Here is a 25,053-nt window from a genome sequence, read left to right as displayed (position 1 = left end):
TGCGGGGTGGAGACCGCGTCTCCACTCCCATCGCGGGACGCGGCCGCCTCAGCCCCGCTGCACGCCCCAGGGATAGGGCGAGGACCCCTCCACGAAGCCCGTGAGGTCCTTGCGGAAGGCGGTGCGGACGGTGAACTGGCCGAGTGGCAGGGTGCCGGCCTCCTCCAGCGCGTGGCGGCCGAGTTCCAGCGCGATGCGGCGCTGGGCATCGGCATCCGAGGCGTAGAGCCATTCCTGCGTCAGGGCCTCGGCCCTGTCGCTCTTCCACCAGCCGAACCAGCCCTTCTCGCCCTGGCCGCGCACCAGGGGCGAGGTCGCCGGGCTGCCATAGAGGTTGGAGCCGCCGGTGGTGTGGAACATGCTCCAGCCGCCCTTCTCCACCGGTTCGCGCGAGTTGCGGCGCTGGATGACGGTGCCCCAGTCGCTCTCGGCCAGTTCCACGTTCATCCCGGCACGGCGCAGCGCATCCGCCGTCACCTGGCCGAGCGGTCCGATATCCGGGAAGTCGGTCGGGTTGATGATGACCAGCTTCTGCCCCGCATAGCCCGCTTCCTTCAGCGCCGCCTTGCAGGCGTCCAGGCTGCCCGGCATCAGGTCGGCCTGGTCCACGAAATAGGGCGTGCGCTGCGGATAGAGGCTGCGCATCGTGTTCCAGGTGGACTGGTCGTCGCCCTGGGCGGCGCGCATGTAGTCCTCCTGCACCACCGACTTCAGCACCGCCTGGCGCAGCTTCACGTTGTCGAAGGGCGGCTGCAGGCAGTTCAGCCGCGCCAGCGCCATGCGCCCGGCCTTGTCCAGGATCTCCCGCCGCACGTCGCGGCTCTGGGCCAGCATCGGCTGCAGGTCGGCGAGCGGGCGCTCCCACCAGTCGATCTCGCCCGCCAGCAGGGCGGCGGCGGCGGTCGAGGGGTCGGTGATGATGTGCCACTCGATGCGCTGGAAATGCGCGATCTTGGCGCCGGCGGCGGCCGAGGGCGCCTCGTGGCGCGGCACATAGCCGTCGAATTTCGTATAGACGGCGCGGGAGCCGGAATTGAACTCGGAGGCCACGAAGCGGTAGGGGCCGGAGCCCACCATCTCGGTGATCGCCGTGGCGCCGTCGGTCTTCGCCAGCCGCTCCGGCATGATGAAGGGCACATTGGCCTCGGCCTTGCCCAGCGCCTCCAGCAGCGCCGGGAAGGGTCGGTTCAGCCGGAGCTCGAAGTTCCGGTCGTCCACCACCTTCCATTCCTCGGTGATGCCGGTGATGAGCTGGCCGAAGGGATCGCGCGAGGCCCAGCGCTTCACGCTGGCGATGCAGTCGGCGGAGCGCACCGGCGTGCCGTCGTGGAACTTCAGCCCCTCGCGCAGGCGGAAGCGCCAGAGCTTGCCGCCATCGGCCACCTCGTGCCCCTCGGCCATCTGCGGCTGCACGCGGTTGTTCGCATCCACCGCGAAGAGCGTGTCGAAGATGTAGTAGCCGTGGTTCGAGGTGACGGTGGCGGTGGTCCAGATCGGGTCCAGGGCGCTCAGATTCGCCTGCGGCACGAAGCGCAGCGTGCTGGCCCGGCTGTTCTGCGCCAGGGCGGGCCCGGCGACGCCCCCGGCCAGGGCGGTGCCTCCCAGCGCGGCGGCGCTCTTGAGGAGGTTGCGGCGATTCATGGCATTGGCTCCCTGGCTGACGCGCGGGAGACTGCGACGGGGCGGGGCGGATGCCAAGCGGAAGGGCATCGCCCGCCGCACCCGCCCCATGCCCGATCCGCTCTGGACCGCCCCCGCCGCCGCGCCCTAGGAAGGGTGGATGAATCGCAACCTTCCCGCCGCCGAGGGCGCCACCCCGGCGATGGCCCAGTGGTTCGCCGCCAAGGCCGCGCATCCGGACGCGCTGGTCTTCTTCCGCCTCGGCGATTTCTTCGAGATGTTCTTCGACGATGCCATCCTGGCGGGAGAGGTGCTGGGCCTCGCGACCTCGCACCGGGGCGAGCACAACGGCCAGCCCATCCCCATGGCGGGCGTGCCGGCGCATGCGCACGAGGCCTATCTCGCCCGGCTGCTGCGGCGCGGCTATCGCGTTGCGCTTTGCGACCAGATGGAGACGCCGGAACAGGCCAAGGCGCGCAAGGCCAGCACCATCCGGCGGGAGGTGGTGCGCGTTGTCACCCCCGGCACGGTGACCGAGGACTCCCTGCTGGAAGGCGGCCGCCCCTCCTGGCTTCTCGCCCTGGCGGAAGGGGGCGGGGCCCATGGGGGAGAGCGTCTGGGCGCCGCCTGGCTCGACATTTCCACCGGCATGGTCTGCACGGAATCCGTATTGCCGGCCGAGGCGGCGACGCTGCTTTCGCGGCTTGAGCCGGCGGAGATCCTGGCGCCCCCCGCCCTGGTCGCGAGCGGCGCGCTGGCCGGCTGCGGCGAGCGGCTGCGCGAGACCGCCCCGCCGCGCGACCCCGTCCGCATCGCCTGCGCCGCCTGGGAGGTCGCGAGCCTCGACGGCTTCGGCGCCTTCTCGGAGGAGGAAGTGGCGGCGCTGGCCATGGCGCTCGACTATGTGCGCGCCACCCAGGGAGGAACCCTGCCCCGCCTCTCGCCGCCGGAATGCTGCGGCGAATCCCGCCTGCTGCGGATGGACGCGGCGACGCGCCGCTCGCTGGAGATCCTGCGCTCCGAGCGCGGCGATGCCGAAAGCTGCCTCTTTGCCGCGGTGGACCGGACGCTGACCGGCGCCGGGGGGCGGGAGCTCGCCGCCCGCCTCGCCGCCCCGCTCGCCGAGCCGGAGCCGATCCGCGAGCGGCACGAGGCGGTCGAGTTCCTGCTCGGCGACAGCCGCCTGCGCGCGGCGCTGCGGCAGGGCCTGCGCGGTGCGCCGGACATGCAGCGCGCCCTGGCCCGGCTCTCGGTCGGGCGCTTCTTTCCGCGCGACCTGGCCGCCATGGCCGAGGGGCTGGGCCGGGCCGAGAGCATCCGCCAGGCGCTGGACCGGGCGGAGGGCGTACCCCTCCTGCTGCTGCGCGCGGCGAAGGCCCTGCTGCCGGAGCATTCCCCCCGGGCGGAGCTGGCCCGCGCCCTGGCGGAGGAGCTTCCTTCCCGCTTCGAGGACGGCAACGCCATCGCCACGGGCTATGACGGGCAGCTCGACGGGCTGCGCCGCCTGCGCGACGGCGCGCGCGAGGCGATCCTGGAGATGCAGCGCGAGCTGGCCCGGGCCTGGGGCGTGGCCAGCCTGAAGATCAAGCACCATCAGCAGTTCGGCCACCTGGTGGAGGTCCCCTCCGCCGCCGGGGAAACCCTGCTCCGCGCGAAGGCCATGGAGGGGCCGCACGCCCCGATCCACCGCCAGACCATGGCCAATGCCTACCGCTTCACCTGCACCGCCCTGGCGGAGCTGGACCGCAAGCTGTCCTCGGCGCGGGAGGAGGCGGCGCGGCGCGAGGCCCGGGTGGTGGCGCATCTGCGCCAGCTCTGCCTCGATGCCGCTCCGGGCATCGCCGCCGCCGCCACGGCACTGGCCGAGATCGACGTGCAGCAGGCGGCCGCCGAGCTCGCGGCCGGAGGCGGCTGGTGCCGGCCGGAGATCGCGGAGGGCACCGGCTTCCGCGTGCGGGGGGCCCGCCACCCGGTGGTGGACGCCGCGCTGCGCAAGGCCCGGGGCCCGGCCTTCGTGCCCAACGACGCCGATCTGTCCCCCGGCCGCCGCCTCTGCCTGCTCACCGGCCCCAACATGGCCGGCAAGTCCACCTTCCTGCGGCAGAACGCGCTGCTGGTGGTGCTGGCCCAGGCGGGGCTCTTCGCCCCGGCGGAGGAGGCCCGGATCGGGCTGGTGGACCGGCTCTTCTCCCGCGTCGGCGCGGCGGACGACATCGCCGGGGGCCGCTCCACCTTCATGGTGGAGATGAGCGAGACGGCGGTGATCCTGAACCAGGCGGGGCCGCGCTCCCTGGTGATCCTGGACGAGGTCGGGCGCGGCACCGCCACCTGGGACGGGCTGGCCATCGCCTGGGCGGTGCTGGAGGCGCTACACGACCGGCTGCGCTGCCGCGCCATCTTCGCCACCCATTTCCACGAGCTGACGGCCCTGTCCGGCAAGCTGCCGGACCTCGCCCCAGCCCGGATGGAGGTGCGCGAGCACCGGGGCCGGGTGGTCTTCCTGCACACAGTGGCGCCGGGGGCCTCGGAGCGCTCCTGGGGCCTGCATGTGGCGCGGCTGGCCGGCGTGCCGCGTGCCGTGGTGGCGCGGGCCGAATCGGTGCTGGCGGCGCTGGAGGCCAGGGCGAAAGGGCTCGACCCGCTGGAGGAGGAGCTCCCCCTGCTGCGGGCTGCCCGTCCGGCCCCCGGGGACTCGGCGCCGCAGCATTTTTCGCCAGGTGTTGCATGGGATGAGGGATTCCATCCGGAACCGGAACCAGCGGCCTCGGACAAGGCCCTGCGCGAGAGCCTGGAGGCGATGGACCCCGATGCCATGTCCCCGCGCGAGGCCCTGGAGGCCCTCTACCGCCTTAAAAGGCTCGCAGGTGCAGCGGAGGTGACTGTCAAGTCGCCCCAGCCCATCCTATCTTCACGTTGATGAAACTCTTCGGCGACAGCCAGGACACCGTGGCAGCCTGCTCCCCTGAGGACATGCAGGCCCTGATCGATGCTCTGCTTCCCCCGGCGGGCTCCGGCGGCGGGATGGAGGCACGCGTCCCCGTTCCCCGCGATGCCGCGCTGTTGCTGCTGCGCCGCCGCCTCGGCCGGGTGCAGTCCAGCGTGCAGGAGGAGTTCGAGGCGGGCGCGCTGCCTGGGCTGATCGCCGGTCGCCGCCTGGGCGCGCTGATGGACGGGCTGATCCGCTCGATCCACGACTACAGCATCGCCGTGGTGGGACAGGCGGAGGACGAGCCCGCTTTCGCCCTGGCCGCCACCGGCGGCTATGGCCGCGGCGTGCTGGCACCCTTCAGCGACATCGACCTCCTCTTCGTGTCCCGCCGGCCGCTGGGCGCCAGCGGTCAGCGGATGGTGGAGTTCATGCTCTACCTGCTCTGGGACCTGGGGCTGAAGGTCGGGCATGCCACCCGCTCCATCGCCGAATGCCTGGAGGATGCGCGCGCCGACGCCACGGTGCAGACGGCGCTGCTGGAAGCGCGCTTCCTGGCCGGCGAGCAGCCGATCTTCGCGGAATTCGCCGAGGGTTTCGCCGAGGCGCGGCGGGAATGGGGCATCGGCCAGTTCTTCGCCGCCAAGCGGGCGGAGCGGCAGCAGCGCCACAAGCGCTATGGCGACAGCCCCTATCTGGTGGAGCCCCATATCAAGGAGGGGCGCGGCGGCCTGCGCGACCTCCAGACCATGTACTGGTTCGCCAGCTACGCCTTCGGCACGCAGAAGATGTGGCAACTGGTCGGGCCGGACAGCCCGGGTGGCGGGCTGCTCACGGCCGACGAGGCCCGCGCCTTCCGCCGCGCCTGGAGCTTCCTCTGGACGGTGCGCTTCCACCTGCACTACGTCACCGGCCGCGCCGAGGAACGCCTGACCTTCGACCTGCAGCCGGTGGTGGGCGCCCGCATGGGATATACCCGCCATGGCAAGCAGGATGGGGTGGAGCGCTTCATGAAGCACTTCTTCCTCACCGCTCGGGACGTGGTGCGCCTGTCGCGCCTGCTGGAACCGGCGATTGAGCGTGCCACCATGGGGCCGCCCGCGCTGGTCCCCGCCGGCAGCCCGGATCTCGCGGCCGCCGGCGTGGCGCTGGCCGACGGCAAGGCGATCTTCGCCGCTGGGCACGACATCGCCGCCGATCCGGCGATCATGCTGCGCCTGCTCTGCGCCGCCCGCGACCATGGGCTGGAGCTGCACCCCCTCACCCAGCGGGCGCTGATCCGCTGCGCCCGCTTCGCCTCCCGGCTGCGCGACGACCCGGCGGCGGGCGACCTGTTCCTGAACCTGCTGACCGGCCCGCATTCCGCCCGCTGGATCCGCGTGCTGAACGAGGTCGGCTTCCTGTCCCGCTACCTGCCGGACTGGGCGCGCATCGTCGGGCTGATGCAGTTCGACACCTATCACGTCTATACGGTCGAGGAGCACACGATCGAGGCGCTACGCGTCCTCAACGGCCTGGACGAGGGCGGGCTGGACAACATCGCCCCCGTGGCCTCCGAGCTGATCGGGCAGATCCAGTCCCGCCGCGCGCTCTATGTCGCGACACTGCTGCACGACATCGCCAAGGGGCGCGGCGGCGACCATTCCGAACTCGGCGCCGCCATCGCCCTCGACATCTGCCCGCGCCTGGGCCTGACGCCGGAGGAGACGGAGACCGTCTCCTGGCTGGTGCTGAACCATCTCCTGGTCAGCCAGACCGCCTTCAAGCGCGACATCGACGACCCCAAGACCATCCTCGACCTGGCGGAGGTGGTGCAGTCGCCCGAGCGGCTGCGGCTGCTGCTGGTGCTGACCGTCGCCGACATGCGCGCGGTGGGCCCCAAGGTCTGGAACGGCTGGAAGGCCACCCTGCTGCGCGAGCTCTACTGGCGCGTGGCCGAGGTGCTGGCCGGCGGGCTTTCCGTGCCGGAGCGCGACGTGCGCGTGGCCCGGGCCAAGCAGGCCGCCGCCTCGCTGCTCGCCGATTGGCCGAAGGAGGCGGTGGAACGCTTCCTGGGCGCCGGCTACCCGGGCTACTGGCTTTCCTTCGACGCCGCCACCCATGCCCGGCACGCCACCATGATGCGGGAGGCCGAGGCGACCGGCGCGCCGCTGACGGTGCGGACCCGCGTGCTGGAATCCCGCGCCGTGACCGAGGTGACGGTCTATGCCGCCGACCATCCGGGCCTCTTCGCCCAGGTCGCGGGCGCGCTGGCCCTGGGCGGAGCCAGCATCGTGGACGCCCGCATCCACACCATGACCAACGGCATGGCGCTCGACACCTTCTGGGTGCAGGACGCCAATGGCGGGATGCTGGAGGCGCCGCACCGCCTGGCCCGGCTCTCGGTCCTCATCGAGCAGGCCCTGTCCGGCCAGATCCGCCTGCTGAACGAGATCCGCAAGGTGCGGCGCGAGCCCTCGCGCCTGCGGGCCGTGACGGTGCCGCCGCGCGTGGTGCTGGACAACCATGCCAGCGCCTCCCACACCGTGATCGAGGTGAACGCGCGCGACCGGCCCGGCCTGCTGCACGACGTCACCACCGCGATCAGCGAGCAGGGGCTGCAGATCGCCTCGGCGCACATCACCACCTATGGCGTGCGGGCGGTGGACGTCTTCTATGTGAAGGACGTGTTCGGCCTGAAGGTGGAGAACGAGCGCAAGCTCGCCTCGCTCCGTTCCGCCCTGCTGGGGGCGCTGTCCCCGGTGACGGAACGGGTCGCCGACGGCCCCGTGACGGTGGCGGGCGCGGCCTCCTGACGCAACCTTCCCCGGCGGGGCCCTCAACCCGGACCACGGCCCGGCGTTGACCTCCTTTGAGGAGGCTCCAGCCATGGCCGAAGAAACCCTGCGCGAGGAATTCAAGAACTGGGGCGGCGGCACCAAGACCGCGCGCCCGTCCAATGTCGGGCCGCACGACCCCAATGACGAACAGCACGACCCGAAGAGCAAGGGCGTGAAGCCCTCCGACTACGAGCGCGAGACGGAGGATTCCGTGGCCGGGAAGCCTGGCGAGAAGAGCAGTGGCCCGGTGAATATCGGCGTCCGCCAGGACACGGCCGGCGAAGGCCAGAAGGGTTCCTCGACCGGGAAGGACTGAGCGCGGGGAAAAGCTCCGGCCAGTTCGACGGGACCCGGGTCAAGCCTATGGGTTTTACCCTTGGGCGGAGAGGCGGCACCTCTCCCCCGGGGCTGACCCCATTGCAGGGCGCAAGGGCCGAAGCGGGCCGCCACCCGCGTCAGGCCATTTCAGGTTGACGGACGAGACGCGGCACCGGCGAACGCGACAGCACCAGGAACTGCGCGGCGAAGCCCAGCGAGGAGGCCCAGAGGCAGGCCTCCATGCCGCCCTGGCTCGCCAGCAAGGCTCCCAGCGCGGCACCGAGCGGGCGGGCGCCGAAGGTTGCGGTCATCACCGTGGCCGAGACCCGGCCCAGCAGCCCGGGTGGCGTGACGGACTGCCGCAGGGTGGTGGTGGCAATGGTCCAGAGGATCGGCCCCGCGCCGAAGATCAGGCAGGACATCCCCGCCAGGAAGCCGGAGGGCCAGACCCCCGGTGGAAGGGCCAGGGTGGCCAGCATCAGCAGCGAGGCCAGCAGCGCGCCGAGCGGCCCCAGGGCGATGGTCGCACCAAAGGAAAGCCGCCGCATCAGCCAGGGCGCGGCCGCGGCGCCCGCGACCATACCCACCCCATAGAGGCCCAGCGTCAGGCCCACGCCGCCAGCCCCCAGGCCGAGCCGTTCCACCGCATAGACCACATAGACGGACTGCAGCAGGAACCAGGCGGTGTTGAAGAGCGTCGCGGTGACCAGCACCGGGCGCAGCAGCGGATGCGACAGCACGAAGCCCGCGCCCTCGCGTAGTTCGGCCAGGAGGTGGCGCGATCCCTGCCCGCCCCGACTCCGGCCTTCCGGCAGGCCGCGGAGCAGCAGCGCCGCCAGCAGCGAGAGCGCCGTGGCCAGGGCATAGGCCGGCGCCGCCCCGGCCCATCCCACGACCGCACCGCCCAGGGCGGGGCCGGCGGCGAAGGCGGTGCTGCGCGTCAGCTCCAGCCAGCGGTTGGCCATGGCCAGCCCGCCGGCCGGCACCAGCGACGGCACCAGGGCCGGTGCGGCGACGCTGTAGGCCACCGTGCCGGCCGCCCCCAGGAAGCCCAGCGCCGCCAGCCAGGGCAGGGTCAGCGCCTGCCCCAGCAGCAGGAGCAGGATGGCGAGCAGCGCGGCCGCGCGCAGTGCTTCCGCCCCCAGCATGAGGCGGCGGCGGGATGCACGGTCCGCCAGCACCCCGGCGGGCAGCGAGAGCAGCAGGAAAGGCAGGGTCTGCGCGGCCTGGAGCAACCCGGTCTGCACGGCCCCTGCCCCGAGGAGCAGCACGGCGGCGAGCGGCGCGGCGGCCAGGGCGATCTGTTCGGAGAACTGGGCCGGAAGGCTGGAAAGGACGAGTCGCCGGAAACCGGCGGGCAGACGCTCTGGGTGTCGGGTGGGCACGGGTCCTGTGATCCCCTGTTGGCGACGGGGACCCTAGGCGGCGGATGGTGGCCCGCGCCTTCCGCCGGTTGCGCCCGCATCCGACGGGCCGCCGCGTGTGGGGATCGCCCATCCGTCCGGGCGGGGTCGGACCCGTTCCGCGCCCCCGATGGGCGGGCCGGGCGCTATTCCACCGCGAAGACCGCGAGTTCCACCCGATCCGGCCGGCGGATGCCGGTGGCCAGGAAGAGCGGCCGGGTCAGCCAGGCATGCGCCGCGGCGGCGGTCTCGAAGCGTGGCGCCGTGCGGAAATAGACCTGCTCCGGCGGCACCGGCTCGCCCCGCGTGATGCGGGCCATGACCTCGGGCGGGCCATGCCGCACGCCGGTGTTCACGATATAGACGAGCGCCCCGTCATCCAGCTCCACCACATAGCGCGCCTCCAGCGTGGTGTAGCCGTCCGCCCTGATCACCTGGAAATCCGCCCCCGCCGGCAGGATGCGGCCGGACAGGCGCGGCCCCCGGACCGAGCCGCCCAGGATCGGCACGATCCGGCGCAGCCCTTCGCCGGTCTCGCCCACGGCGATGGGCTCCCCCACCTCCACCGCGATGTCGGCGACATGGTGCAGGCTTGGTGGCGTCATGGTCCTGTCCTCGCATGGGGCGTTTCTGTTCCGCCGTCATCCGCCCGCCCGGCCCGATCCACAAGACGCGCGAGCGGGGGTGCCCCCCGAGGCCGGCACTTGGCGCCCACGCCGCTCCGGGGCAAGGATGCGCCCCGGCAGGCCCGGCAAGGGAGACCATCCGAATGATCCTGATCGGCCAGTACGATTCGCCCTTCGTCCGCCGCGTGGCGGTGGCCCTGCGCCTCTACCGGCTGGGCTACGAGCACCGGCCCTGGTCCACCTTCGGCGATGCGGAGCGGCTGGCCGCCATCAACCCGCTGCGCCGCGTCCCCGTGCTGCTGCTCGACGATGGCGAGGCGCTGATCGAGAGCGGCGCGATCCTGGACCACCTGGACGAACAGGCATCGCCGGACACACGGCTGATCCCCGCCTCCGGCGCGGAACGGCGCCGCATGCTGCGCCTCTGTGCCCTGGCCACCGGCCTCTGCGACAAGATGGTCAGCCTGATCTACGAACGCGTCCTGCACGAGACGGTCTCGGAACGCTGGGTGGCGCGCTGCGAGGCGCAGATCCGCGATGTGCTCGCGGCGCTGGAGACGGAGCGGACGCGCGAGCCCGCGCCCTTCTGGAACGGCGTGGCGCCGGGCCATGCCGATATCGCCCTGGGCTGCGCGCTGCGCTTCCTCGCCGAGGCGCATCCGGCGATCCATGGCGACGGCGGCGCGTGGCCCAGCCTGGCGGCCCATGCGGCGCGTTGCGAGACACTGGATGCCTTCGCGGGCGTCGTGCAGGTCTTCGATCCGCCGAAGCGCTGAGCCGCGGCTATTCCGGCCAGGAGAAGCGGATGTTGTTGTCGCGCAGACCGGCCAGCACGACCTCGATGCCGCCGGAACGGATCATCCAGTCCAGCCGGTGGTCGCGGTATTCCCGCCGCCGCCCGCCGGTGGTGTAGAGTTCCGAGGCCGCCGCCATCCGTGCCGCCGCCGCGTCGAACTCGGCGAAGGTCTGCGCCACGGAAGGCCGCCCGCGGATGCGCGCATGCCAGTGCGCGAGCGGCGTCCCCGCCTCCGGCCCCAGACCGTAATGCACCGAGCGGTTGAGCATCGGCGCCACTGCCGCATCGGCCCAGCCGAAACGCTCCCCGCTGAAGAAGGGCGCTTCCCCCAGCCGCCCCGCCAGCCAGCCCTGCAGCAGCCGCGTCTGCCGCGCCGCCGTGGCGCGCATCCGCTCCGCCAGTTCGCCCGTGGCGCGGCGGAACCACAGGATCTCGCCGAAGCCCCAGTTCACCGCCTCGTACTGCGTGTCGCAGACCTCCTCGGTGACGCGGGCGAAGGCGCGGGCGGCCGGGTCGCGCGGCAGCAGCGGCGGCTCCGGCCAGCGCTCCTCGATGTATTCGAGGATGATCGTGGAATCGAGGATCCGTGCCTCGCCATCGACCAGCACCGGCACCTCCTGGCGCGGATTGGCGTCGGCGAGGGGCGTGTCCGCCCGGCCGGTGCCGAAGCTCTCCGGCAGTTCCGCGGTGAAGGGCAGGCCCTTCTCGCGCAGGGCGATCTTCACCTTCTGCGCATAGGAGGAAAGCGGATGTTCGTAGAGCAGCATGGGCAGCCAGGCCTCGCGGTCGTCAGCAGCCAGGGAGCCTAGCACCGGCCGGATGTCCCAGCTCGCCCTGCCCCTCCGCCGCTTCAGCGGAGAGAGGCGCTATGAACGCTTCCGGCCTGACCTTAAGATCCCTCCAGAATCGCCACCCAGCATAGGGGACGTCCCATCCGCTGCCTGATCCTGGTCTTGCTGCTGCTCTGCGCGACCACGGCGGCACGCAGCGAGACGCCGCCCGTCGATTGCGGCCCGCATCTGTCCATCCGGAACTGGCAGGTCACGCTCAGGGGCGCGCCGGAGGAAGCAAGGCCGCGCTACGATCCCCTGCCATCCGATCATCGCATCAGGCTGCGCGCCGAACTGGATATCGGGCTGATCATCCGGCGGGCGGACTACAAGCAGATCCGCGGCAACTGCTGGGAATTCCACAGCGCCGTGATCGAAGGCGGCATCACGGACGCCGTCTTCGTCCTCCCCCAGGCCGTCCGGCTGGATGACTGCCTGCACAAGGCCGCACTCAGCGCCTTCAGGTCCACCCTCGCCGCCTCGGTCGAAGCCTGGAAGCCGCGATGGCAGAGCGCCAACGAGGTGGTGACGAAGACCTTCGCCGCGAATGTCGCTTTCCTGTCGGAGGGACAGCCGTCATCGGCGCGCATGGAGCGCGAGGCTCGACGGCGACGGACCATCCTCCTCACTGCGCTGACGCAGCATGTCGGGCCGCTGCCGACCCTCGATGCGAGCCTCTTCGTTTCCGAAGGGGAGAAGCTTTGCCCCGGCTTCCTGACGCGCTATGCGGCACTGGGGCAGGAAAAGGGGACGCCCTGATCCGGACCTCCGGACGGGCGCCTCACCCCGCCAGCCTCATCTCCCGCGCGGCGGTGAAGAGCGCCAGCCGCCGCGCCGCATTCGGCGCCAACCCATGTTCGGCGACATTCTCCACCGGCGGCAGACGGTCCGCGAGATGGCAGGCGGCGAGGTGGTTGGGATCGCCTCCCAGCGGCCCGGCGGGCGCGCGCAGTTCCGGGTCCTGCTCCCGGCAGATCGCCTCCGCATGGGGGCAGCGCGTGTGGAAGCGGCAGCCGGGCGGCGGGTTGGCCGGGCTCGGAAGGTCGCCGCCCAGCGGCGTGACCGAGCCGCGCAGCGCCGGGTCGGGGCGCGGGATGGCGGAAAGCAGCGCCCGCGTATAGGGGTGGCGCGGCGCGGCGAAGAGGGCGCGCTTCTCGGCGACCTCGACGATGCGGCCGAGATACATCACCGCCACGCGGTCGGCCATGTGCTTCACCACCGCCAGGTCGTGCGCGATGAAGAGATAGCTCAGCCCGAACCGCGCCTGGAGATCCTTCAGCAGGTTCACCACCTGCGCCTGGATCGAGACGTCCAGCGCCGAGACGGGCTCGTCGCAGACCAGCAGGTCCGGCCGCACCGACAGGGCCCGGGCGATGCCGATGCGCTGCCGCTGTCCGCCGGAGAACTCGTGCGGATAGCGTCCGGCATGGAAGGGCCGCAGCCCGACCAGCGAGAGCAGCTCCTGCACCCGCGCCTGCCGCGCCGCGCCATTGCCCATGTCGTGCACCGCCATCGGCTCGGCGATGGCATCGCCCACGGTCAGGCGCGGGTTGAGGCTGGCGAAGGGGTCCTGGAAGACGATCTGCATGCGCCGGCGCAGCGCCCGCAGCGCGGTGCCGGTGGCCGTGGTCACATCCTTTCCGTCGAAGCGGATCGTGCCGGCGCTGGGCTCGATCAGCCGCATCACCAGCCGCGCGGTGGTGGACTTGCCGCAGCCGGATTCCCCCACCAGCGCCAGGGTCTCCCCCCGGTTCAGGCTGAATCCGACGCCGTCCACGGCCCGCACGGCGCCGATCTGGCGCGCCAGCACCACGCCCTTGCGGATGGGATAGTGCTTGGCGAGGCCAGAGACCTCCAGCAGCGGCGCGCTCATGCCGCGATCCCCGTGGCCAGTGCATCGAGCGGCGCGCGCAGGCAGGCGGCATGGTGCCGGTGCGCCACGTCGCGCAGCGGCGGGTCGGCGCTGCGGCAGATCTCCAGCACGAAGGGGCAGCGCGGGTTGAAGCGACACCCTTTCGGCAGGGCGAAGGGCGGCGGCACGGAGCCGTCGATGGCGAGCAGCCGCTCGCGCTCCTCGTCCAGCCGCGGCACGCTGCCGAGCAACCCGATGCTGTAGGGATGCTGCGGGTCGTTGAACAGGCTCTCGGCGGAACAGCGCTCCACCACGCGGCCGGCATACATCACCGCCACCTCGTCGGCCATCTCCGCCACCACGCCCAGGTCGTGGGTGATCAGGATGATCGACATCCCCGTCTCGGCCTGGAGGTTGCGCAGCAGGTCGAGGATCTGCGCCTGCACCGTCACGTCCAGCGCCGTGGTCGGCTCGTCGGCGATCAGCAGGCGCGGGCGGCAGGCCAGCGCCATGGCGATCATCACGCGCTGCCGCATCCCGCCCGAGAGCTCGTGCGGATACTGGTCGAAGCGCCGCTCCGGCGCCGGGATGCGGACCTGGCGCAGCGCCCCGATGGCGGCGTCGCGCATCGCACCCTCCGAGGCAGTGCGGTCATGCACGCGCATCGCCTCGGTGATCTGCCGGCCGACGCTGTGCACCGGGTTCAGCGAGGTCATCGGGTCCTGGAAAATCATCGCAATCTCCCCGCCCCGGATCTTCCGCATCTCGGCCTGCGGCAAGGCGGCGATGTCGCGGCCCTCCAGCAGCACCTTTCCGGCGGCGATCCGCCCCGGCGGCGGCACGAGGCCCATGATGGAGAGCGAGAGCATCGACTTGCCGCAGCCGCTCTCCCCCACGATGCCGAGCGTGCGGCCGCGCGGCACGGCGAGGTCCACCCCGTCCACCGGGGAGACCGCGCCCTGGCCGGTGTGGAAGCTGGTGCGCAGACCCTCGATGCGCAGAAGCGGCTCGGCCATGGCGGCTCCTCAGGACCAGCGGAAGGTCGGCGGGGAGATCTGCTCCACCGGCCGGTGCGCCCAGTCGCGCCCGGGGGCCTCGGCCACCACGCGCTTCTGCGCCTCGTTCAGCCGCGCGGCGGCCCCGGCGAAATCCATGGTCAGCACCTGCCCGTCGCGCACGGCGCAGGTTCCGTCCACATAGACGGCGCGCAGAGCACGCTCGGAGGCGGCATAGACCAGGGAGCGCAGGGGATCGCGGCGCGGCTGCATCAGCGGGTGGGTGACATCCACCAGCACGAAATCGGCGCGGCAGCCGGGGGCGAGCCGGCCGATATCCTCCCGCCCCAGCGCCTTCGCCCCGCCCGTGGTCGCGGCCTCGAAGAGTTCCTGCGTGGTGACGGCGCGCGGATCGGTCGCCTGCGTGCGGGCGAGATAGGCGGCCAGCCGGATCTCGTCGAGCATGTTGTGCGGATAGGTGTCCGTGCCCAGGCCCATATTCACCCCGGCGCGGCGGTAGCGCCCGAAATTCTTCATGGTGATGCCGCGCCGCGCGAAGACGGTCGGGCAATGCGCCACGCTGGTGCCCGTCTCAGCCAGCCGCTTCAGGTCGGTGTCCGTGTGCCAGCGCGTCGAGGGATGGTCGTCGAGGAAGATGCCATGGCCGATGATCGCGCGCTCGTTCAGCAGCCCCATGCTGTCGAGCCAGCCGATCGGCGTCAGCCCGTGGCGCCGGGTGATCTCGTGGAACTCCACCACCGACTGCGCGGCATGGATCTGCCAGGGCAGGTTGCGCGCCTTCGCCTCCTGCTGGCTTTCCCGCATCAGCCCGGGGGAGACGGTGTCGATCTGCGCCGGGATCACCATGCCCGACAGGCGGCCGCATTCATGCTGCGCGGCCCGGTCCACCAGGCGCAGCGCCTCCGCCATCGCCTTCTCGCCGGCCGCCTCGTCCCATTCGTACTCCACCACATGGCCGTTCTTCGTGTACCAGCGGGCGGAGCGGAACATCGGCGCCACGACGGCGCGCAGCCCGCTTTCCGCCAGCAGGTCGAGCCATCCGTCATAGGGCACGGACAGGTCGGCCACCGTGGTGACGCCCGACAGCAGCAGCTCGCTCAGCGCCACGCGGGCGCAGTCGGGCACCGCATCCTCGCCCGCCCGGAAGATCGGCATGAACTCGTAGAGCGAGGAGTTGTAGAGGCCCGGCGAGCCGATCTCGTCCAGCAGGCCCTTGTTCATCGGCTCGCTGGACGGGTGCGTGTGGATGTTGACAAGGCCGGGCATGACCATCAGCCCCTGGCCGTCGATCACCTCCTCCGCCGGCCCGTCATAGCCCCGGCCCACGAAGCGGAGCGCGCCTCCCTCGAAGGCGACGTCGCCGCCGGTCAGGTAGGCATGGGTCTTCGCGGCCTCGTCCCAGGCCACGACGACATCGGCGTTGCGGATCAGCGTGACGGTCATGCCCGGATGCTCCTCAGCGCGTCAGCTTGATGTCGAGGCCCTTGTACAGGGCCGCGCCATAGACGCCGTGCGGCCGCGCGCCATCCACGCGCTGCGAGGTGGCAAGCCAGAGCTGCTGGCGCACCAGCGGCACCCAGACATTGGCCGCGGTGATCTGCTCCTGCACCTCGCCGATCATCCTGGCGCGGGTGGCCGGGTCGGTGGCGGTGCGGGCGCCGAGCAGGTTCTTGTCCGTCTCCTCGTTCACCCAGTTCATGCGGTTCGGCGTCGGCCGGTTGGCGCTGGGGAAGTAGAGGGACAGCGCATCCGTCGCCGAGAGATAGGGATAGGACATGGTGAAGGCGTCGAATTCCTGCGTCGCCAGCTTGCCCCAGGCCACGGTGGCGTCCCAGAGCTGGATCTTCATCTCGATGCCGATGCGGCGCAGGTCGGCCTGCATCGCCTGCATCATGCTGTTGTTGGTGCCGTTCTGGATGCCGTAGAGCAGGAAGCTGGCGCGCTGCCCGTTCTTCTCGCGGATGCCGTCGGAGCCGGGCTTCCAGCCGTCCTCGTCCAGCAGCTTGCGCGCGCCGTCGAGGTCCAGCTTCGGCTGCAGCTTCGCCGCATCGGCGTCGAAATCCTGCACCTTGGGGTTCAGCAGGGTGGTGGCGGGCTCGCCGGCGGAGAAGAAGACGGCCTTGGTGATCGGGCCGCGATCCACCGCCATGTTGATGGCCTTGCGGATCACAGGGTCGCTGACCACGGGCTTGTCCACCTTGAAGCCGACGAAATAGTCCCAGAAATAGACCGGCTGCTGCTGCAGCTTCACGGTCGGGACCTTCTTCAGCCCCTCCAGCGCGAAGAAGGGGATCTCCTGCACCACATCGGCCTGCCCGGTCTGCAACGCGGCGAGGCGGGTATTGGCCTCCGGGATCACGCGCCAGATCACCTTGCCGATCTGCGGGCTGGGATTCGTGTAGATCGGCGGGCCCCAGTTGTAGCCCTCATGCCTGTTCAGCACGAAGTCCTGCCGTGGCGTCCAGTTCCCCCAGCAATAGGGGCCGGTGCCGTTGAAGCCCTGCACGCCGAAATTCTGCCCGAGCTTCTCCACCGTCGCCTGATCGACGATGGAACCGAAATACATGGTGAGCTGGGTCAGCAGCTCGGAGAAGGGCTCCTTCAGCTCATACTCGACGGTGTAGTCATCGACGGCGCGGACCTCCTTCACCTGCCCGGCGCGCCACTTGGAGGGGCTGCGCGTGGCCGGGTCGATCCAGCGGTTGATGGAATAGACGACATCCTTTGCCGTCATCGGCTTGCCGTCGCAGAACTTCACGCCCTGCTTCAGCTTGAAGGTATAGAGCTTGCCGTCCGGGCTCACCGTCCAACTCTCGGCCAGGCCCGGCTTCACCGTCTTCTGGTCCCAGTCCATGGAGACCAGCGTGTCGGCCAGCATGTAGATCGCCCAGCCGGCCGACTGCGAGGTGGTGCGCGCCGGGTCGTAGTTGTCGGCATCGATCTCGCGCAGCGCCACCAGCGTGTCGCGCGGCGCGGCCTGCGCCCAGGCGCTCGCCACGGGTACCAGCGCGGACAGGGCGAAGGCGCTTCCGAGAAGCGCGTTGCGAAGGGTCTGACGCATGCGAGGAACTCCCGGAAACATGTTGGCGGTGGCGGTCAGCGGCGCAGCTTCGGATCGAGCGCGTCGCGCAGCGCGTCGCCCAGGATGTTGAAGCCCAGCCCGACCAGGAAGATCAGGATGCAGGGGATCACCGCGATATGCGGCGCGAAGAACAGGAAGTTCCGCCCCTCGCTCGCCATGGCGCCCAGCTCCGCCAGCGGCGGCTGCGCCCCCAGGCCGAGGAAGGACAGCGCGGCGCCCAGCAGGATCACCTGCCCGAAGCGCAGCGTGGTGAAGACGAAGATCGGCGACAGGCAGTTGGGCGCGAGATGCCGCAGGATCAGCCGCGTGTCGGACATGCCCGTGGCCCGCGCCGCCTCGATGTAGTCCTGCTGCATCACACCCAGCGCCGCGCCGCGCGTGATGCGGGCCATCAGCGGCACGGTCGCGACCGAGAGCGCCAGCACCACGGCCCAGATGCCCGGGCCGAAGATCGCCGCCAGCGCCAGGCCGAAGAGGATGGCGGGGAAGGACAGCAGCACGTCCATCAGCCGCATCAGCAGCCCGTCGATTCGGCGCCAGAAGGCGGCGGCGAAGCCCACCACCATCCCGATCCCCCCGCCGAGCACGACCGAGGCCAGCCCCATCAGCAGGCTCATCCGCAGCCCGTAGAGCAGGCGCGTGACCATGTTGCGCCCCTGTGCATCCGCCCCCAGCCAGAGCCCGGGCGCCGCGCCCGGCGGCTGCATGGCGAGCGACAGGTCGTTGTCATAGGGATCGGTCGGCGAGAGCCAGGGCGCCAGCGCCGCGGCGGCGATCAGCAGCACCACCAGCACCAGCGAGGCCGCGCCCACCGGATCACGCAGCAGGCGGCGAAACAGGCCGGGGCCGCGCGCCACATGGGCATCGGTGGCGGCGAGCTCCGGCTCGGCGACCTTGACGGCCGCCTCGGGCAGCACCGCGCTCATGCGGAGCGCATCCGCGGGTCGAGCGCGACGTAGAGCACGTCCACGGCGAGGTTGATCAGGATGAAGCCGAGGGAGAGCACCAGGATCGTCCCCTGCGCCATGGGAAAGTCGGAGGAGAGGATGGCGCCGACCGCCAGCCGCCCGACGCCGGGCCAGGAGAAGACCGTCTCCGTCACCACCGCGCCCCCGAGCAGGAAGCCGATCTGCAGCCCGATCAGCGTCACCACCGGGATCAGCGCGTTGCGCAGCCCGTGCCGCATCACCACCGCGAATTCGCCGAGCCCCTTGGCCCGGGCGGTGCGCACATGCTCCGCGCCCAGCACGTCCAGCACCGCCGTGCGCGTCATCCGCGCCACCGGGCCGACGAAGACCGTGCCCAGGGTGATGGCCGGCATGGCGATGGCCAGCAGCCCGTCCACCGTCCAGAGCGGCCCGCCCCGTCCGGTGAAGGGCAGGAGCTGCCACTGGAAGCCCACCACCCAGATCAGCATCAGCCCGATGAAGAAGACCGGCAGCGTGGCGCAGGCCACGGCGACCGCCATCACCGTGCGGTCGAACAGCGTGCCGCGCCAGTAGGCCGCCGCCGTGCCCATGGCGATGCCCAGCGGGATGGACCAGATCAGGCAGGCGAACATCAGCTCCAGCGTCGGGCCGATCGTGTCGCCCAGCTCCTGCGTCACCGGCATGTTGTTGATGATGGAAACGCCCAGGTCGCCATGCAGCAGCCGGCCGACATAGGCGCCGAACTGCCACCAGAGCGGCCGGTCCAGGCCCAGGTCCTGCCGGATCGCGGCGATCACCTCCGGCGTGGCGGTCGGCCCGGCCCGCACCGTGGCCGGATCGGTCGGCACCACCTGCATCAGCAGGAAGCCGACCAGCAGCACGCCGATCAGGACGGGAATGGCCAGCAGCAGCCGTTGCAGCGCGTGCCGGAGCATCAGCCGGCCCCGCCGCCGGGCAGGCCCCGCACTGCATCGCTCCTCATTGGGCCGCCTCGGCCATCAGCGCGCCGTGCCGGTCGAAGATCGCCTCGCCGCCGCGCAGCGTCAGGTCCGCCTGCGTCGTGCGCACCGCCTCGGGCTCCAACGCGAAGATGTCGGCGGACAGCACCGCGACATCCGCCTGCATGCCCACCTCCAGCGTGCCGCGCCGATCCTCGGCGAACTGCGAATGCGCGCCGCACCAGGTGTAGCAGTGGACCGCTTCCTCGATGGTGAGGCGCTGCTCGGGGCCGATCACCGTGCCCTTCACCGTCTGGCGCGTCAGCATGGCATAGAGGCCCACGAAGGGATCGACCGTGCAGACCGGGCTGTCGGAGGAACCGGGCGGGTTGTGCCCTTCCTCCAGCCAGGTTCGCATGGGATAGGAGGCGGCGGAACGCTCCATGCCCAGCACCTTCAGATAGACCTCGCCGAACTCGTAGATGAAGGTCGGCTGCGGCACCGGGATGATGCCGCGCGCCTTCATGCGCCGCCGCTGATCCGCGTTCAGGAAGCCGCAATGCTCGATGCGGTGGCGCCGGCCCAGCACCGGCATGTCCGGTGTGTCGGCGGCCTCCATGCCGGACAGGATCTGCTCGATCGCCGCGTCGCCGATGGCATGGATGTCGAGCTGCCAGCCCTGGCGGTGGTACTTCGCCAGCAGCGCGTGCTGCTCTTCCTCGGTGAAGCAGAGGATGCCGGTGCCGCCGCCAGCGGAGGCGAGATAGGGCTCGAAGAAGGCCGCCGTCAGCCCGCCCGCCGAGCCGTCGGCGAAGGTCTTCACCGCGCCCCAGGCCAGCATGTCATGCCTATGGTCGGGCCGCAGCCCGGCCTCCCAGGCCTCCGCCGCGATGCCCTCGGGATTGCCCGCCAGCACCTGCCACATGCGCTGCATCAGCCGCCCCTCGGCCAGCGCGCGGCGATAGGCGGCGATCTCCGCCATGCCGGCGGTCATGCCGACATTCATGTCGCTGGCGGAGGCGAAGCCGCGCGCGGCGAGGTCGCGCCCGGCGCGCTCGATCGCCGCCACCATCATGTCTTCCGACGGCTCCGGGATCGCCTGCTTCAGCAGCCCCTGCGCGCGTTCCTGCAACAGGCCGGTCAGCGCGCCGCCCTTCCGCTCGATGGCGCCGCCCTGTGGGTCGGGCGTGTTGTGGCCGATCCCCGCGCGCTTCAGCGCGGCGGTGGAGGCCACGCCCATATGGCCGCAGGTGCGCACGATATAGACGGGATGCTCCGGTGCCGCGGCCTGCAGCTCCTCCGCCGTCGGATGCCGCCCGATATCGAGCACGAGGTGGTCATAGCCGCGCCCGACCACCCATTCGCCCTTCGGCGTGCGTGCGGCGGCGGCGCGGAGGCGGGACAGCAACTCGTCCAGCGTCTTCACGTCGTCATCGGGCCGCAGATTCGCCTGCACCAGGCCAAGGCCATAGGGCAGCAGGTGCATATGCGCCTCGTTGAAGGCGGGGATCGCCGCCCGCCCCGCGAGGTCGATGCGCCGCGTGCCCGGCGCCGCGGCAGCCTCGACATCCGCGCGCGCCCCGACCGCGGCGACCTTGCCGTCGCGCAGCAGCAGCGCCTCGGCGAAACCGCCGCCCAGCCCGCGGAAGATCCGCCCGCCCGTCAGAAGAAGATCACCGCCCATGCTTCCGCCCCCAGCAAACATCCTGCCGCCTCCCGCCATCGTCCCGTGGCACGCATGGGCCAGAGCGGTTTCGGTATGGCCGAAACCGGCCGGTGTCGCGGCCGTCGCACCGGCTCCAACCATGCGGAAGCGTGCAGACTGTCATCCGGTATACCGAGCGCGTCAACACACCGAATGACCGCTTCTTATGCCGCAGCGCAACGTGAGCCGCTGCCCTGCTCCATCCTTGTGCATGGCTGTTTGCGCAGGCGGCAGCACGCCCCACCTGCGGCAGGCTCGACAGCGTGGTCTCCCGCTTGACCATCCCCTGCATTCGCCCCTCACATCGTGCGGCTTGTGGAAGGGGCGACGGATGGCTGCAGAGAGCACGCAGGTGAAGCAGGCCCCAACGAACCCGCCTCCCGATCATCCCATCGGCCATCCCACCGGTCACCCCACCGGCCATCCCCCCGCTGGGCTCCCCGACTGGCCCACGGCCAGTGGGCGCATCCGCCTCGGCACGCGGCGCATGCTGCATGGCGGCGAGATCCGCGATGCGATGCTGGGCTGGAAGACGCATGGCACGCTCTCGCCCGCCCGCGACAACGTCGTGCTCTATCCCACCAGCTATGGCGCACGGCATCCGGAGCTGGAATGGCTGATCGGGCCGGACCGCGTGCTCGATCCCACGCGCTGGTTCGTCGTGCAGATCGACATGTTCGGCAACGGCATCTCCTCCTCGCCCTCGAACACGCCGGACTATCCGCCGCTCGTCACCGCCTGGGACAATGTGCAGGCGCAGCGGCAAGTGCTGCGCGACGTCTTCGGGATCGAAAGGCTGCACGCGGCCTATGGCTGGTCGATGGGCGCGCAGCAGGCCTACCACTGGGCCGCCTGTTTCCCCGATGCGGTGGCGCGCGTGGTGATCAACTGCGGCAGTGCCCGCACCGCCCCGCACAACCAGGTCTTCCTGCGCGGGCTGATGGCGGTGCTGGAGGCCGCGCCGGAATACCGGGGCGAGGGCCGCTTCGCCGCCGAGCCCGCCCTGGCCAAGCGCGCCTTCGGGCGGATCTATGCGGGCTGGGCGCTGAGCCAGGATTTCTACCGCGCCGGGCTGCACCTCTCGCCGGAGACTCCCGACCTCGCCGCCTATCTGCGCGTCTGGGAGACTCGCTACGACGCGAAGCCCGCCGCCGATCTTCTCGCCCAGTTGCGTTGCTGGGATGCCGGCGACATCAGCGACAACCCGCTCCACGGAGGCGACCTGCCGCGTGCCCTGGCGGCGATCCGGGCGCGCGTGCTGCTGATGCCGGGCGCGACGGACCTGTATTTCCGCGTCGCCGACAACGAGGCCGAGCTGCCGCATCTTCGCGATGCGAAGCTCTTCCCCATCCCGGGCATCCACGGCCACCGCGCCGGCAATCCCGCCGGCAACGCCACCGACACCGCCTTCCTGCGGGAGGCCGTGCGGCTCTGGCTGGGCTGAACGCCGTGCCGCCCGCCGGGCGTTCTTGCACGATTGCACGATTGCACGCAAAATATCCGCTCGCCGGGCCGTTGTGGCCTGGGCAGGACGGAGGGGTCCGGGCCATCATGCTCGTCGTGGGCTGCGTGTCGCAGAAGGGGGGCGTGGCGAAGTCGTCGCTGGCCCGGCTGCTGGCGCGGGAACTGGCCGCCCAGGGCCGCAGCGTGCTGCTCGCCGACCTGGACGTGCTGCAGGCCACCTCCGTCGAATGGGCGCGCCGCCGCGCCGCCTCGGGACGGCAGCCGGTGGTGCGCGCGGAATGCTTCGACGGGCTGGAACCGGCCCTGCGCGCCGCGCGCCGTGACCTCGCCGACTGTCTCGTGCTCGATGCGCGCGGCTTCGCCGATGCCCAGACGCTGGAGGTCGCGCGCGCCGCCGACGCGGTGCTGATCCCCTCCGGACTGGCGGTGGACGACCTGCTACCGACCGTGCGCCTGGCGCATGAGCTGCTGGGCCAGGGCATTCCCGCCGAGCGTATCGCCATCGCCCTTTGCCGCGCCGGCGATTCCGCGAGCGAGATCGAGGAGGCGGCGCATTATGTGCGCGAGGCGGGCTACCGCTGCCTGTCGCATGCCTGGCCGGAAAAGGCCGGCTACCGCCGCGCGCATGACGAGGGCCGCGCCGCCACCGAGGTCTCGCATGTCTCGCTGCGGCGGAAGGCCGAGGCCTTCGCCCGGGACGCCGTCTCCTTCGTCACCAGCCGCCGCCCCATGGAGCCGCCCCACAAGGCGAAGCGGAAGCACTGAGATCCCTGGCCCTTCCCCGTCACGGCGGGTCGGGCCGAGCCCCGGCCAGCCGTGAAAACCCGCCCTGCCGGCCCTCGCGCCCGGTGGGCCCCGGAATCCTGGAACAGAGCATGCCCGAATCAGACCAGCCCCCCACCGCCCCAACCCCGGAAGCCCCAATCCCAGAAGCCCCGGCCTCGGCTGTCCCGGCCCCTGCGCCGGCACGGCGCCGCGGCACCAAGGGCGCGCCGCCGCCGCAGCACAGCGTGCTCGGCGCGCTGGGCGACCATGCCCCGCCCGCCCCCGCGAAGATGGCCAAACCCGCCGTGGAACCGGTCGCCGAGCCGGCTCCCGAAGCCCCGAAGAAGGCCAAGGGCAAGCCCGGCAAGCCCTCCAAGGAGCGCACCGAGCCGCTGAACTTCCGCGTCACGGCGGAATTCCGGAAGGCCTTCAAGCGCGTCGCCGCGGCGCAGGACTGCAAGAAGGTCGAACTTCTCGAACGCATCTTCGCTGACTGGCAGGCCCGCAACCCCGGCTGATCCGGACGGCGGCCTGCCCCGGCCCGCAAGGCCGGCGTGGCCAGGGAGAATGGCCAAGGTGGAAGCCGCCGCCGGGTCACCCCGGCGACAGCAGCCCCACCGTGGCCCCCATCATGCAGCAGGCGATGGTGCCAGCCGCCAGGGCCGGCAGGCCCAGCCGCACGATCTCCCCGCGCCGCTCTGGGCACATCAGCGACATGCCGCCCACCATGATCCCGACCGAAGCGAAGTTGGTGAAGCCGCAGAGCGCCCAGGTCAGGATGACGCGCGAACGCTCCGAAAGGCCCGCCCCGCCGGAGGTGGCGAGTTCCAGATAGGACACGAACTCGTTCACCACGAGCTTCACGCCAAGCGAGGACGCGACCGTCCCGGCCTCGGCGGCGGGAATGCCCATGGCGAAGGCCAGCGGCCACATCAGCCAGCCCGCGATCCCCCGCAGCGTCAGCCCGGTCAGCGGCTGCAGGATCAGGTCGAGCAGCGCCACCAGCGCCACGAAGACGATCAGCGAGGCCATGATGCCGAGCAGCAGTTGCAGCCCGTCCGCCGTGCCGCGCACGATCGCCTCCATGCTGCTGTCGTACAGCGGCGGCATCTCCGGCTCGCCACCGGAAACGGCCGCCGCCGGGTCCGGCGGGATCATCAGCATGGCGGCGAGGATCGAGGCCGGGGCGCCCACCAGGCTGGCGGCCAGGAGCTGCCCCGCCGCATCCGGCACCACCGGCGCGATGATCGTGGCATAGACCACCAGCATGTTGCCGGAGATCGTGGCCAGCCCCGCGACCATGACGGCGAAGAGCTCGGCGCGCGGCATGGTGGCGAGCCAGGAGCGGATCAGCAGCGGCGCCTCGACGCTGCCGACGAAGACATTGGCGGCGACCGAGAAGCCGCAGGCCCCCGAGATGCCGAAGGCCCGCCGCAGCAGCACGGAAAGCCCCCGCACCACCAGCGGCAGGATGCGCCAGTGGTAGAGCAGCGCCGACAGCGCCCCCACCACCAGAATCAGCGGCAGCGCCTGGAAGAACAGCACGAAGGAGCCGCCCGGCCGCAGCTCCGCATAGGGCAGCGGCGCGCCGCCCAGATAACCGAAGACAAAGCTCGTCCCCTCCCGCGTCGCGCGGGACAGGGCATCCACCCCCTCCCCCGCCCAGGCGAAAGCGCGGCGCAGCGGCGGCACATGCAGCAGCAGCGCGGCAGCCAGGACCTGAGCCAGCAACCCGGCCAGGACGATGCGCCAGGGAACGGGCCTGAGAGCAAGGCGCCTGTCCTGGCCACCCTGCCCCAGCACCCCGGCCACCCAGGCCAGCAGGCAGAGCGCGAGCAGGCCCGCCCCGGCCTGGAGCTGCAGCAGGCTCATGCGCGGCCCGCCTTTCGCCACAAATTCGGAACGTTCTTGAATTCAGATCGGTTCGATCGAACCATTGCGTTTGTCCGATGTTTCATCGCGTT

Annotated in this window: 21 protein-coding genes; 9 read left to right on the top strand and 12 right to left on the bottom strand. The window is 71.4% G+C overall.

Annotation, left to right across the window (positions count from 1 at the left end; genetic code table 11):
* Window positions 1-48 precede the first annotated feature (48 nt).
* Entirely contained in the window at window positions 49-1,641 is a 1,593-nt protein-coding gene (locus tag RGI145_RS02055) for an ABC transporter substrate-binding protein (RefSeq protein ID WP_075797033.1), read from the bottom strand.
* Here RGI145_RS02055 and RGI145_RS26000 point away from each other — a divergent pair.
* The 4 genes from RGI145_RS26000 to RGI145_RS02040 all read left to right on the top strand — a co-directional run bounded on the left by RGI145_RS26000 (window position 1,640) and on the right by RGI145_RS02040 (window position 7,681).
* Entirely contained in the window at window positions 1,640-1,771 is a 132-nt protein-coding gene (locus RGI145_RS26000) for a hypothetical protein (protein ID WP_257787109.1), read from the top strand. The genes RGI145_RS02055 and RGI145_RS26000 overlap by 2 nt on opposite strands.
* A 9-nt stretch (window positions 1,772-1,780) precedes the next feature.
* Window positions 1,781-4,537, top strand: coding sequence for a DNA mismatch repair protein MutS (mutS, locus tag RGI145_RS02050; protein ID WP_075797032.1), 2,757 nt, complete (start codon window positions 1,781-1,783; stop codon window positions 4,535-4,537).
* Window positions 4,537-7,341, top strand: a complete 2,805-nt coding sequence (locus tag RGI145_RS02045) for a [protein-PII] uridylyltransferase (RefSeq protein ID WP_418314491.1) — start codon at window positions 4,537-4,539, stop codon at window positions 7,339-7,341. The genes mutS and RGI145_RS02045 overlap by 1 nt, the downstream gene beginning before the upstream one ends.
* 73 nt (window positions 7,342-7,414) lie before the next feature.
* Complete coding sequence (locus RGI145_RS02040; protein WP_075797031.1) at window positions 7,415-7,681, top strand: hypothetical protein; 267 nt, start codon at window positions 7,415-7,417, stop codon at window positions 7,679-7,681.
* A 139-nt stretch (window positions 7,682-7,820) separates the two neighbouring features.
* Here RGI145_RS02040 and RGI145_RS02035 read toward each other — a convergent pair whose 3' ends face one another.
* Both RGI145_RS02035 and RGI145_RS02030 read right to left on the bottom strand, forming a co-directional pair.
* Entirely contained in the window at window positions 7,821-9,068 is a 1,248-nt protein-coding gene (locus RGI145_RS02035) for an MFS transporter (protein WP_237183168.1), read from the bottom strand.
* 164 nt (window positions 9,069-9,232) lie between these two features.
* Window positions 9,233-9,691 (bottom strand): DUF3237 domain-containing protein, encoded by a 459-nt coding sequence (locus RGI145_RS02030; protein WP_075797029.1) that lies wholly within the window; start codon window positions 9,689-9,691, stop codon window positions 9,233-9,235.
* Window positions 9,692-9,855: 164 nt separating this feature from the next.
* On the opposite strand from RGI145_RS02030, the gene RGI145_RS02025 reads away from it, so the two are divergent.
* Window positions 9,856-10,488 (top strand): glutathione S-transferase family protein, encoded by a 633-nt coding sequence (locus RGI145_RS02025; RefSeq protein ID WP_075797028.1) that lies wholly within the window; start codon window positions 9,856-9,858, stop codon window positions 10,486-10,488.
* Window positions 10,489-10,495: 7 nt separating this feature from the next.
* Here the strand turns inward: RGI145_RS02025 and RGI145_RS02020 are convergent, their stop codons facing one another.
* Complete coding sequence (locus RGI145_RS02020) at window positions 10,496-11,320, bottom strand: glutathione S-transferase family protein (RefSeq protein WP_208863910.1); 825 nt, start codon at window positions 11,318-11,320, stop codon at window positions 10,496-10,498.
* A gap of 141 nt (window positions 11,321-11,461) precedes the next feature.
* On the opposite strand from RGI145_RS02020, the gene RGI145_RS02015 reads away from it, so the two are divergent.
* A complete protein-coding gene (locus tag RGI145_RS02015; RefSeq protein WP_075797027.1) occupies window positions 11,462-12,097 on the top strand; it encodes a hypothetical protein in 636 nt (211 codons plus the stop codon).
* Window positions 12,098-12,119: 22 nt separating this feature from the next.
* Here RGI145_RS02015 and RGI145_RS02010 read toward each other — a convergent pair whose 3' ends face one another.
* From RGI145_RS02010 to RGI145_RS01980, 7 genes are read right to left on the bottom strand one after another with little or no spacing between them, the layout of a single operon-like run.
* Window positions 12,120-13,211 (bottom strand): ABC transporter ATP-binding protein, encoded by a 1,092-nt coding sequence (locus tag RGI145_RS02010; protein ID WP_075797026.1) that lies wholly within the window; start codon window positions 13,209-13,211, stop codon window positions 12,120-12,122.
* Window positions 13,208-14,206 (bottom strand): ABC transporter ATP-binding protein, encoded by a 999-nt coding sequence (locus RGI145_RS02005; protein ID WP_075797025.1) that lies wholly within the window; start codon window positions 14,204-14,206, stop codon window positions 13,208-13,210. Before RGI145_RS02005 ends, RGI145_RS02010 begins: the two co-directional genes overlap by 4 nt.
* Window positions 14,207-14,215: 9 nt before the next feature.
* Entirely contained in the window at window positions 14,216-15,649 is a 1,434-nt protein-coding gene (locus tag RGI145_RS02000) for an amidohydrolase family protein (protein ID WP_075797024.1), read from the bottom strand.
* Between the two features lie 13 nt (window positions 15,650-15,662).
* Window positions 15,663-17,267 (bottom strand): ABC transporter substrate-binding protein, encoded by a 1,605-nt coding sequence (locus RGI145_RS01995; RefSeq protein WP_075797023.1) that lies wholly within the window; start codon window positions 17,265-17,267, stop codon window positions 15,663-15,665.
* A gap of 35 nt (window positions 17,268-17,302) precedes the next feature.
* Entirely contained in the window at window positions 17,303-18,214 is a 912-nt protein-coding gene (locus RGI145_RS01990; protein ID WP_075797022.1) for an ABC transporter permease, read from the bottom strand.
* Window positions 18,211-19,152: an ABC transporter permease gene (locus RGI145_RS01985; RefSeq protein ID WP_075797021.1), complete on the bottom strand. Its 942-nt coding sequence runs from the start codon at window positions 19,150-19,152 to the stop codon at window positions 18,211-18,213. The genes RGI145_RS01990 and RGI145_RS01985 overlap by 4 nt, the downstream gene beginning before the upstream one ends.
* 43 nt (window positions 19,153-19,195) lie before the next feature.
* Window positions 19,196-20,839, bottom strand: a complete 1,644-nt coding sequence (locus tag RGI145_RS01980) for an amidohydrolase (protein ID WP_075797020.1) — start codon at window positions 20,837-20,839, stop codon at window positions 19,196-19,198.
* A 352-nt stretch (window positions 20,840-21,191) separates the two neighbouring features.
* On the opposite strand from RGI145_RS01980, the gene RGI145_RS01975 reads away from it, so the two are divergent.
* The 3 genes from RGI145_RS01975 (at window position 21,192) to RGI145_RS01965 (ending at window position 23,607) form a co-directional block, all read left to right on the top strand.
* The gene (locus RGI145_RS01975) at window positions 21,192-22,304 is read left to right on the top strand and encodes an alpha/beta fold hydrolase (protein ID WP_075797019.1); all 1,113 of its coding nucleotides are present in this window, start codon (window positions 21,192-21,194) and stop codon (window positions 22,302-22,304) included.
* Between the two features lie 107 nt (window positions 22,305-22,411).
* On the top strand, window positions 22,412-23,089 hold the full coding sequence (locus tag RGI145_RS01970; protein WP_156878403.1) for a ParA family protein: 678 nt from the start codon (window positions 22,412-22,414) through the stop codon (window positions 23,087-23,089).
* Between the two features lie 110 nt (window positions 23,090-23,199).
* Complete coding sequence (locus RGI145_RS01965; RefSeq protein WP_156878402.1) at window positions 23,200-23,607, top strand: hypothetical protein; 408 nt, start codon at window positions 23,200-23,202, stop codon at window positions 23,605-23,607.
* A gap of 76 nt (window positions 23,608-23,683) precedes the next feature.
* On the opposite strand, the gene RGI145_RS01960 is transcribed toward RGI145_RS01965, so the two are convergent.
* A complete protein-coding gene (locus RGI145_RS01960; protein WP_075797017.1) occupies window positions 23,684-24,961 on the bottom strand; it encodes a NupC/NupG family nucleoside CNT transporter in 1,278 nt (425 codons plus the stop codon).
* Between the last annotated feature and the right edge of the window lie 92 nt (window positions 24,962-25,053).

The sequence above is a fragment of the Roseomonas gilardii genome (assembly GCF_001941945.1).
Lineage (GTDB): Bacteria > Pseudomonadota > Alphaproteobacteria > Acetobacterales > Acetobacteraceae > Roseomonas.
This window is presented reverse-complemented; position numbering and strand designations above follow the sequence as displayed.

What these genes read in the sequence shown, in the direction of transcription:
- RGI145_RS01965 (WP_156878402.1), top strand. Translation starts at nt 23,200, where the DNA reads ATGCCCGAATCAGACCAGCCCCCCACCGCCCCAACCCCGGAAGCCCCA.
- RGI145_RS02005 (WP_075797025.1), bottom strand. Translation starts at nt 14,206, where the DNA reads ATGGCCGAGCCGCTTCTGCGCATCGAGGGTCTGCGCACCAGCTTCCAC.
- RGI145_RS02045 (WP_418314491.1), top strand. Translation starts at nt 4,537, where the DNA reads ATGAAACTCTTCGGCGACAGCCAGGACACCGTGGCAGCCTGCTCCCCT.
- RGI145_RS26000 (WP_257787109.1), top strand. Translation starts at nt 1,640, where the DNA reads ATGGCATTGGCTCCCTGGCTGACGCGCGGGAGACTGCGACGGGGCGGG.
- RGI145_RS01970 (WP_156878403.1), top strand. Translation starts at nt 22,412, where the DNA reads ATGCTCGTCGTGGGCTGCGTGTCGCAGAAGGGGGGCGTGGCGAAGTCG.
- RGI145_RS01985 (WP_075797021.1), bottom strand. Translation starts at nt 19,152, where the DNA reads ATGCTCCGGCACGCGCTGCAACGGCTGCTGCTGGCCATTCCCGTCCTG.
- RGI145_RS01990 (WP_075797022.1), bottom strand. Translation starts at nt 18,214, where the DNA reads ATGAGCGCGGTGCTGCCCGAGGCGGCCGTCAAGGTCGCCGAGCCGGAG.
- RGI145_RS01980 (WP_075797020.1), bottom strand. Translation starts at nt 20,839, where the DNA reads ATGGGCGGTGATCTTCTTCTGACGGGCGGGCGGATCTTCCGCGGGCTG.
- RGI145_RS02040 (WP_075797031.1), top strand. Translation starts at nt 7,415, where the DNA reads ATGGCCGAAGAAACCCTGCGCGAGGAATTCAAGAACTGGGGCGGCGGC.
- RGI145_RS02025 (WP_075797028.1), top strand. Translation starts at nt 9,856, where the DNA reads ATGATCCTGATCGGCCAGTACGATTCGCCCTTCGTCCGCCGCGTGGCG.
- RGI145_RS02030 (WP_075797029.1), bottom strand. Translation starts at nt 9,691, where the DNA reads ATGACGCCACCAAGCCTGCACCATGTCGCCGACATCGCGGTGGAGGTG.
- RGI145_RS02010 (WP_075797026.1), bottom strand. Translation starts at nt 13,211, where the DNA reads ATGAGCGCGCCGCTGCTGGAGGTCTCTGGCCTCGCCAAGCACTATCCC.
- RGI145_RS01960 (WP_075797017.1), bottom strand. Translation starts at nt 24,961, where the DNA reads ATGAGCCTGCTGCAGCTCCAGGCCGGGGCGGGCCTGCTCGCGCTCTGC.
- RGI145_RS01995 (WP_075797023.1), bottom strand. Translation starts at nt 17,267, where the DNA reads ATGCGTCAGACCCTTCGCAACGCGCTTCTCGGAAGCGCCTTCGCCCTG.
- mutS (WP_075797032.1), top strand. Translation starts at nt 1,781, where the DNA reads ATGAATCGCAACCTTCCCGCCGCCGAGGGCGCCACCCCGGCGATGGCC.
- RGI145_RS02055 (WP_075797033.1), bottom strand. Translation starts at nt 1,641, where the DNA reads ATGAATCGCCGCAACCTCCTCAAGAGCGCCGCCGCGCTGGGAGGCACC.
- RGI145_RS01975 (WP_075797019.1), top strand. Translation starts at nt 21,192, where the DNA reads ATGGCTGCAGAGAGCACGCAGGTGAAGCAGGCCCCAACGAACCCGCCT.
- RGI145_RS02000 (WP_075797024.1), bottom strand. Translation starts at nt 15,649, where the DNA reads ATGACCGTCACGCTGATCCGCAACGCCGATGTCGTCGTGGCCTGGGAC.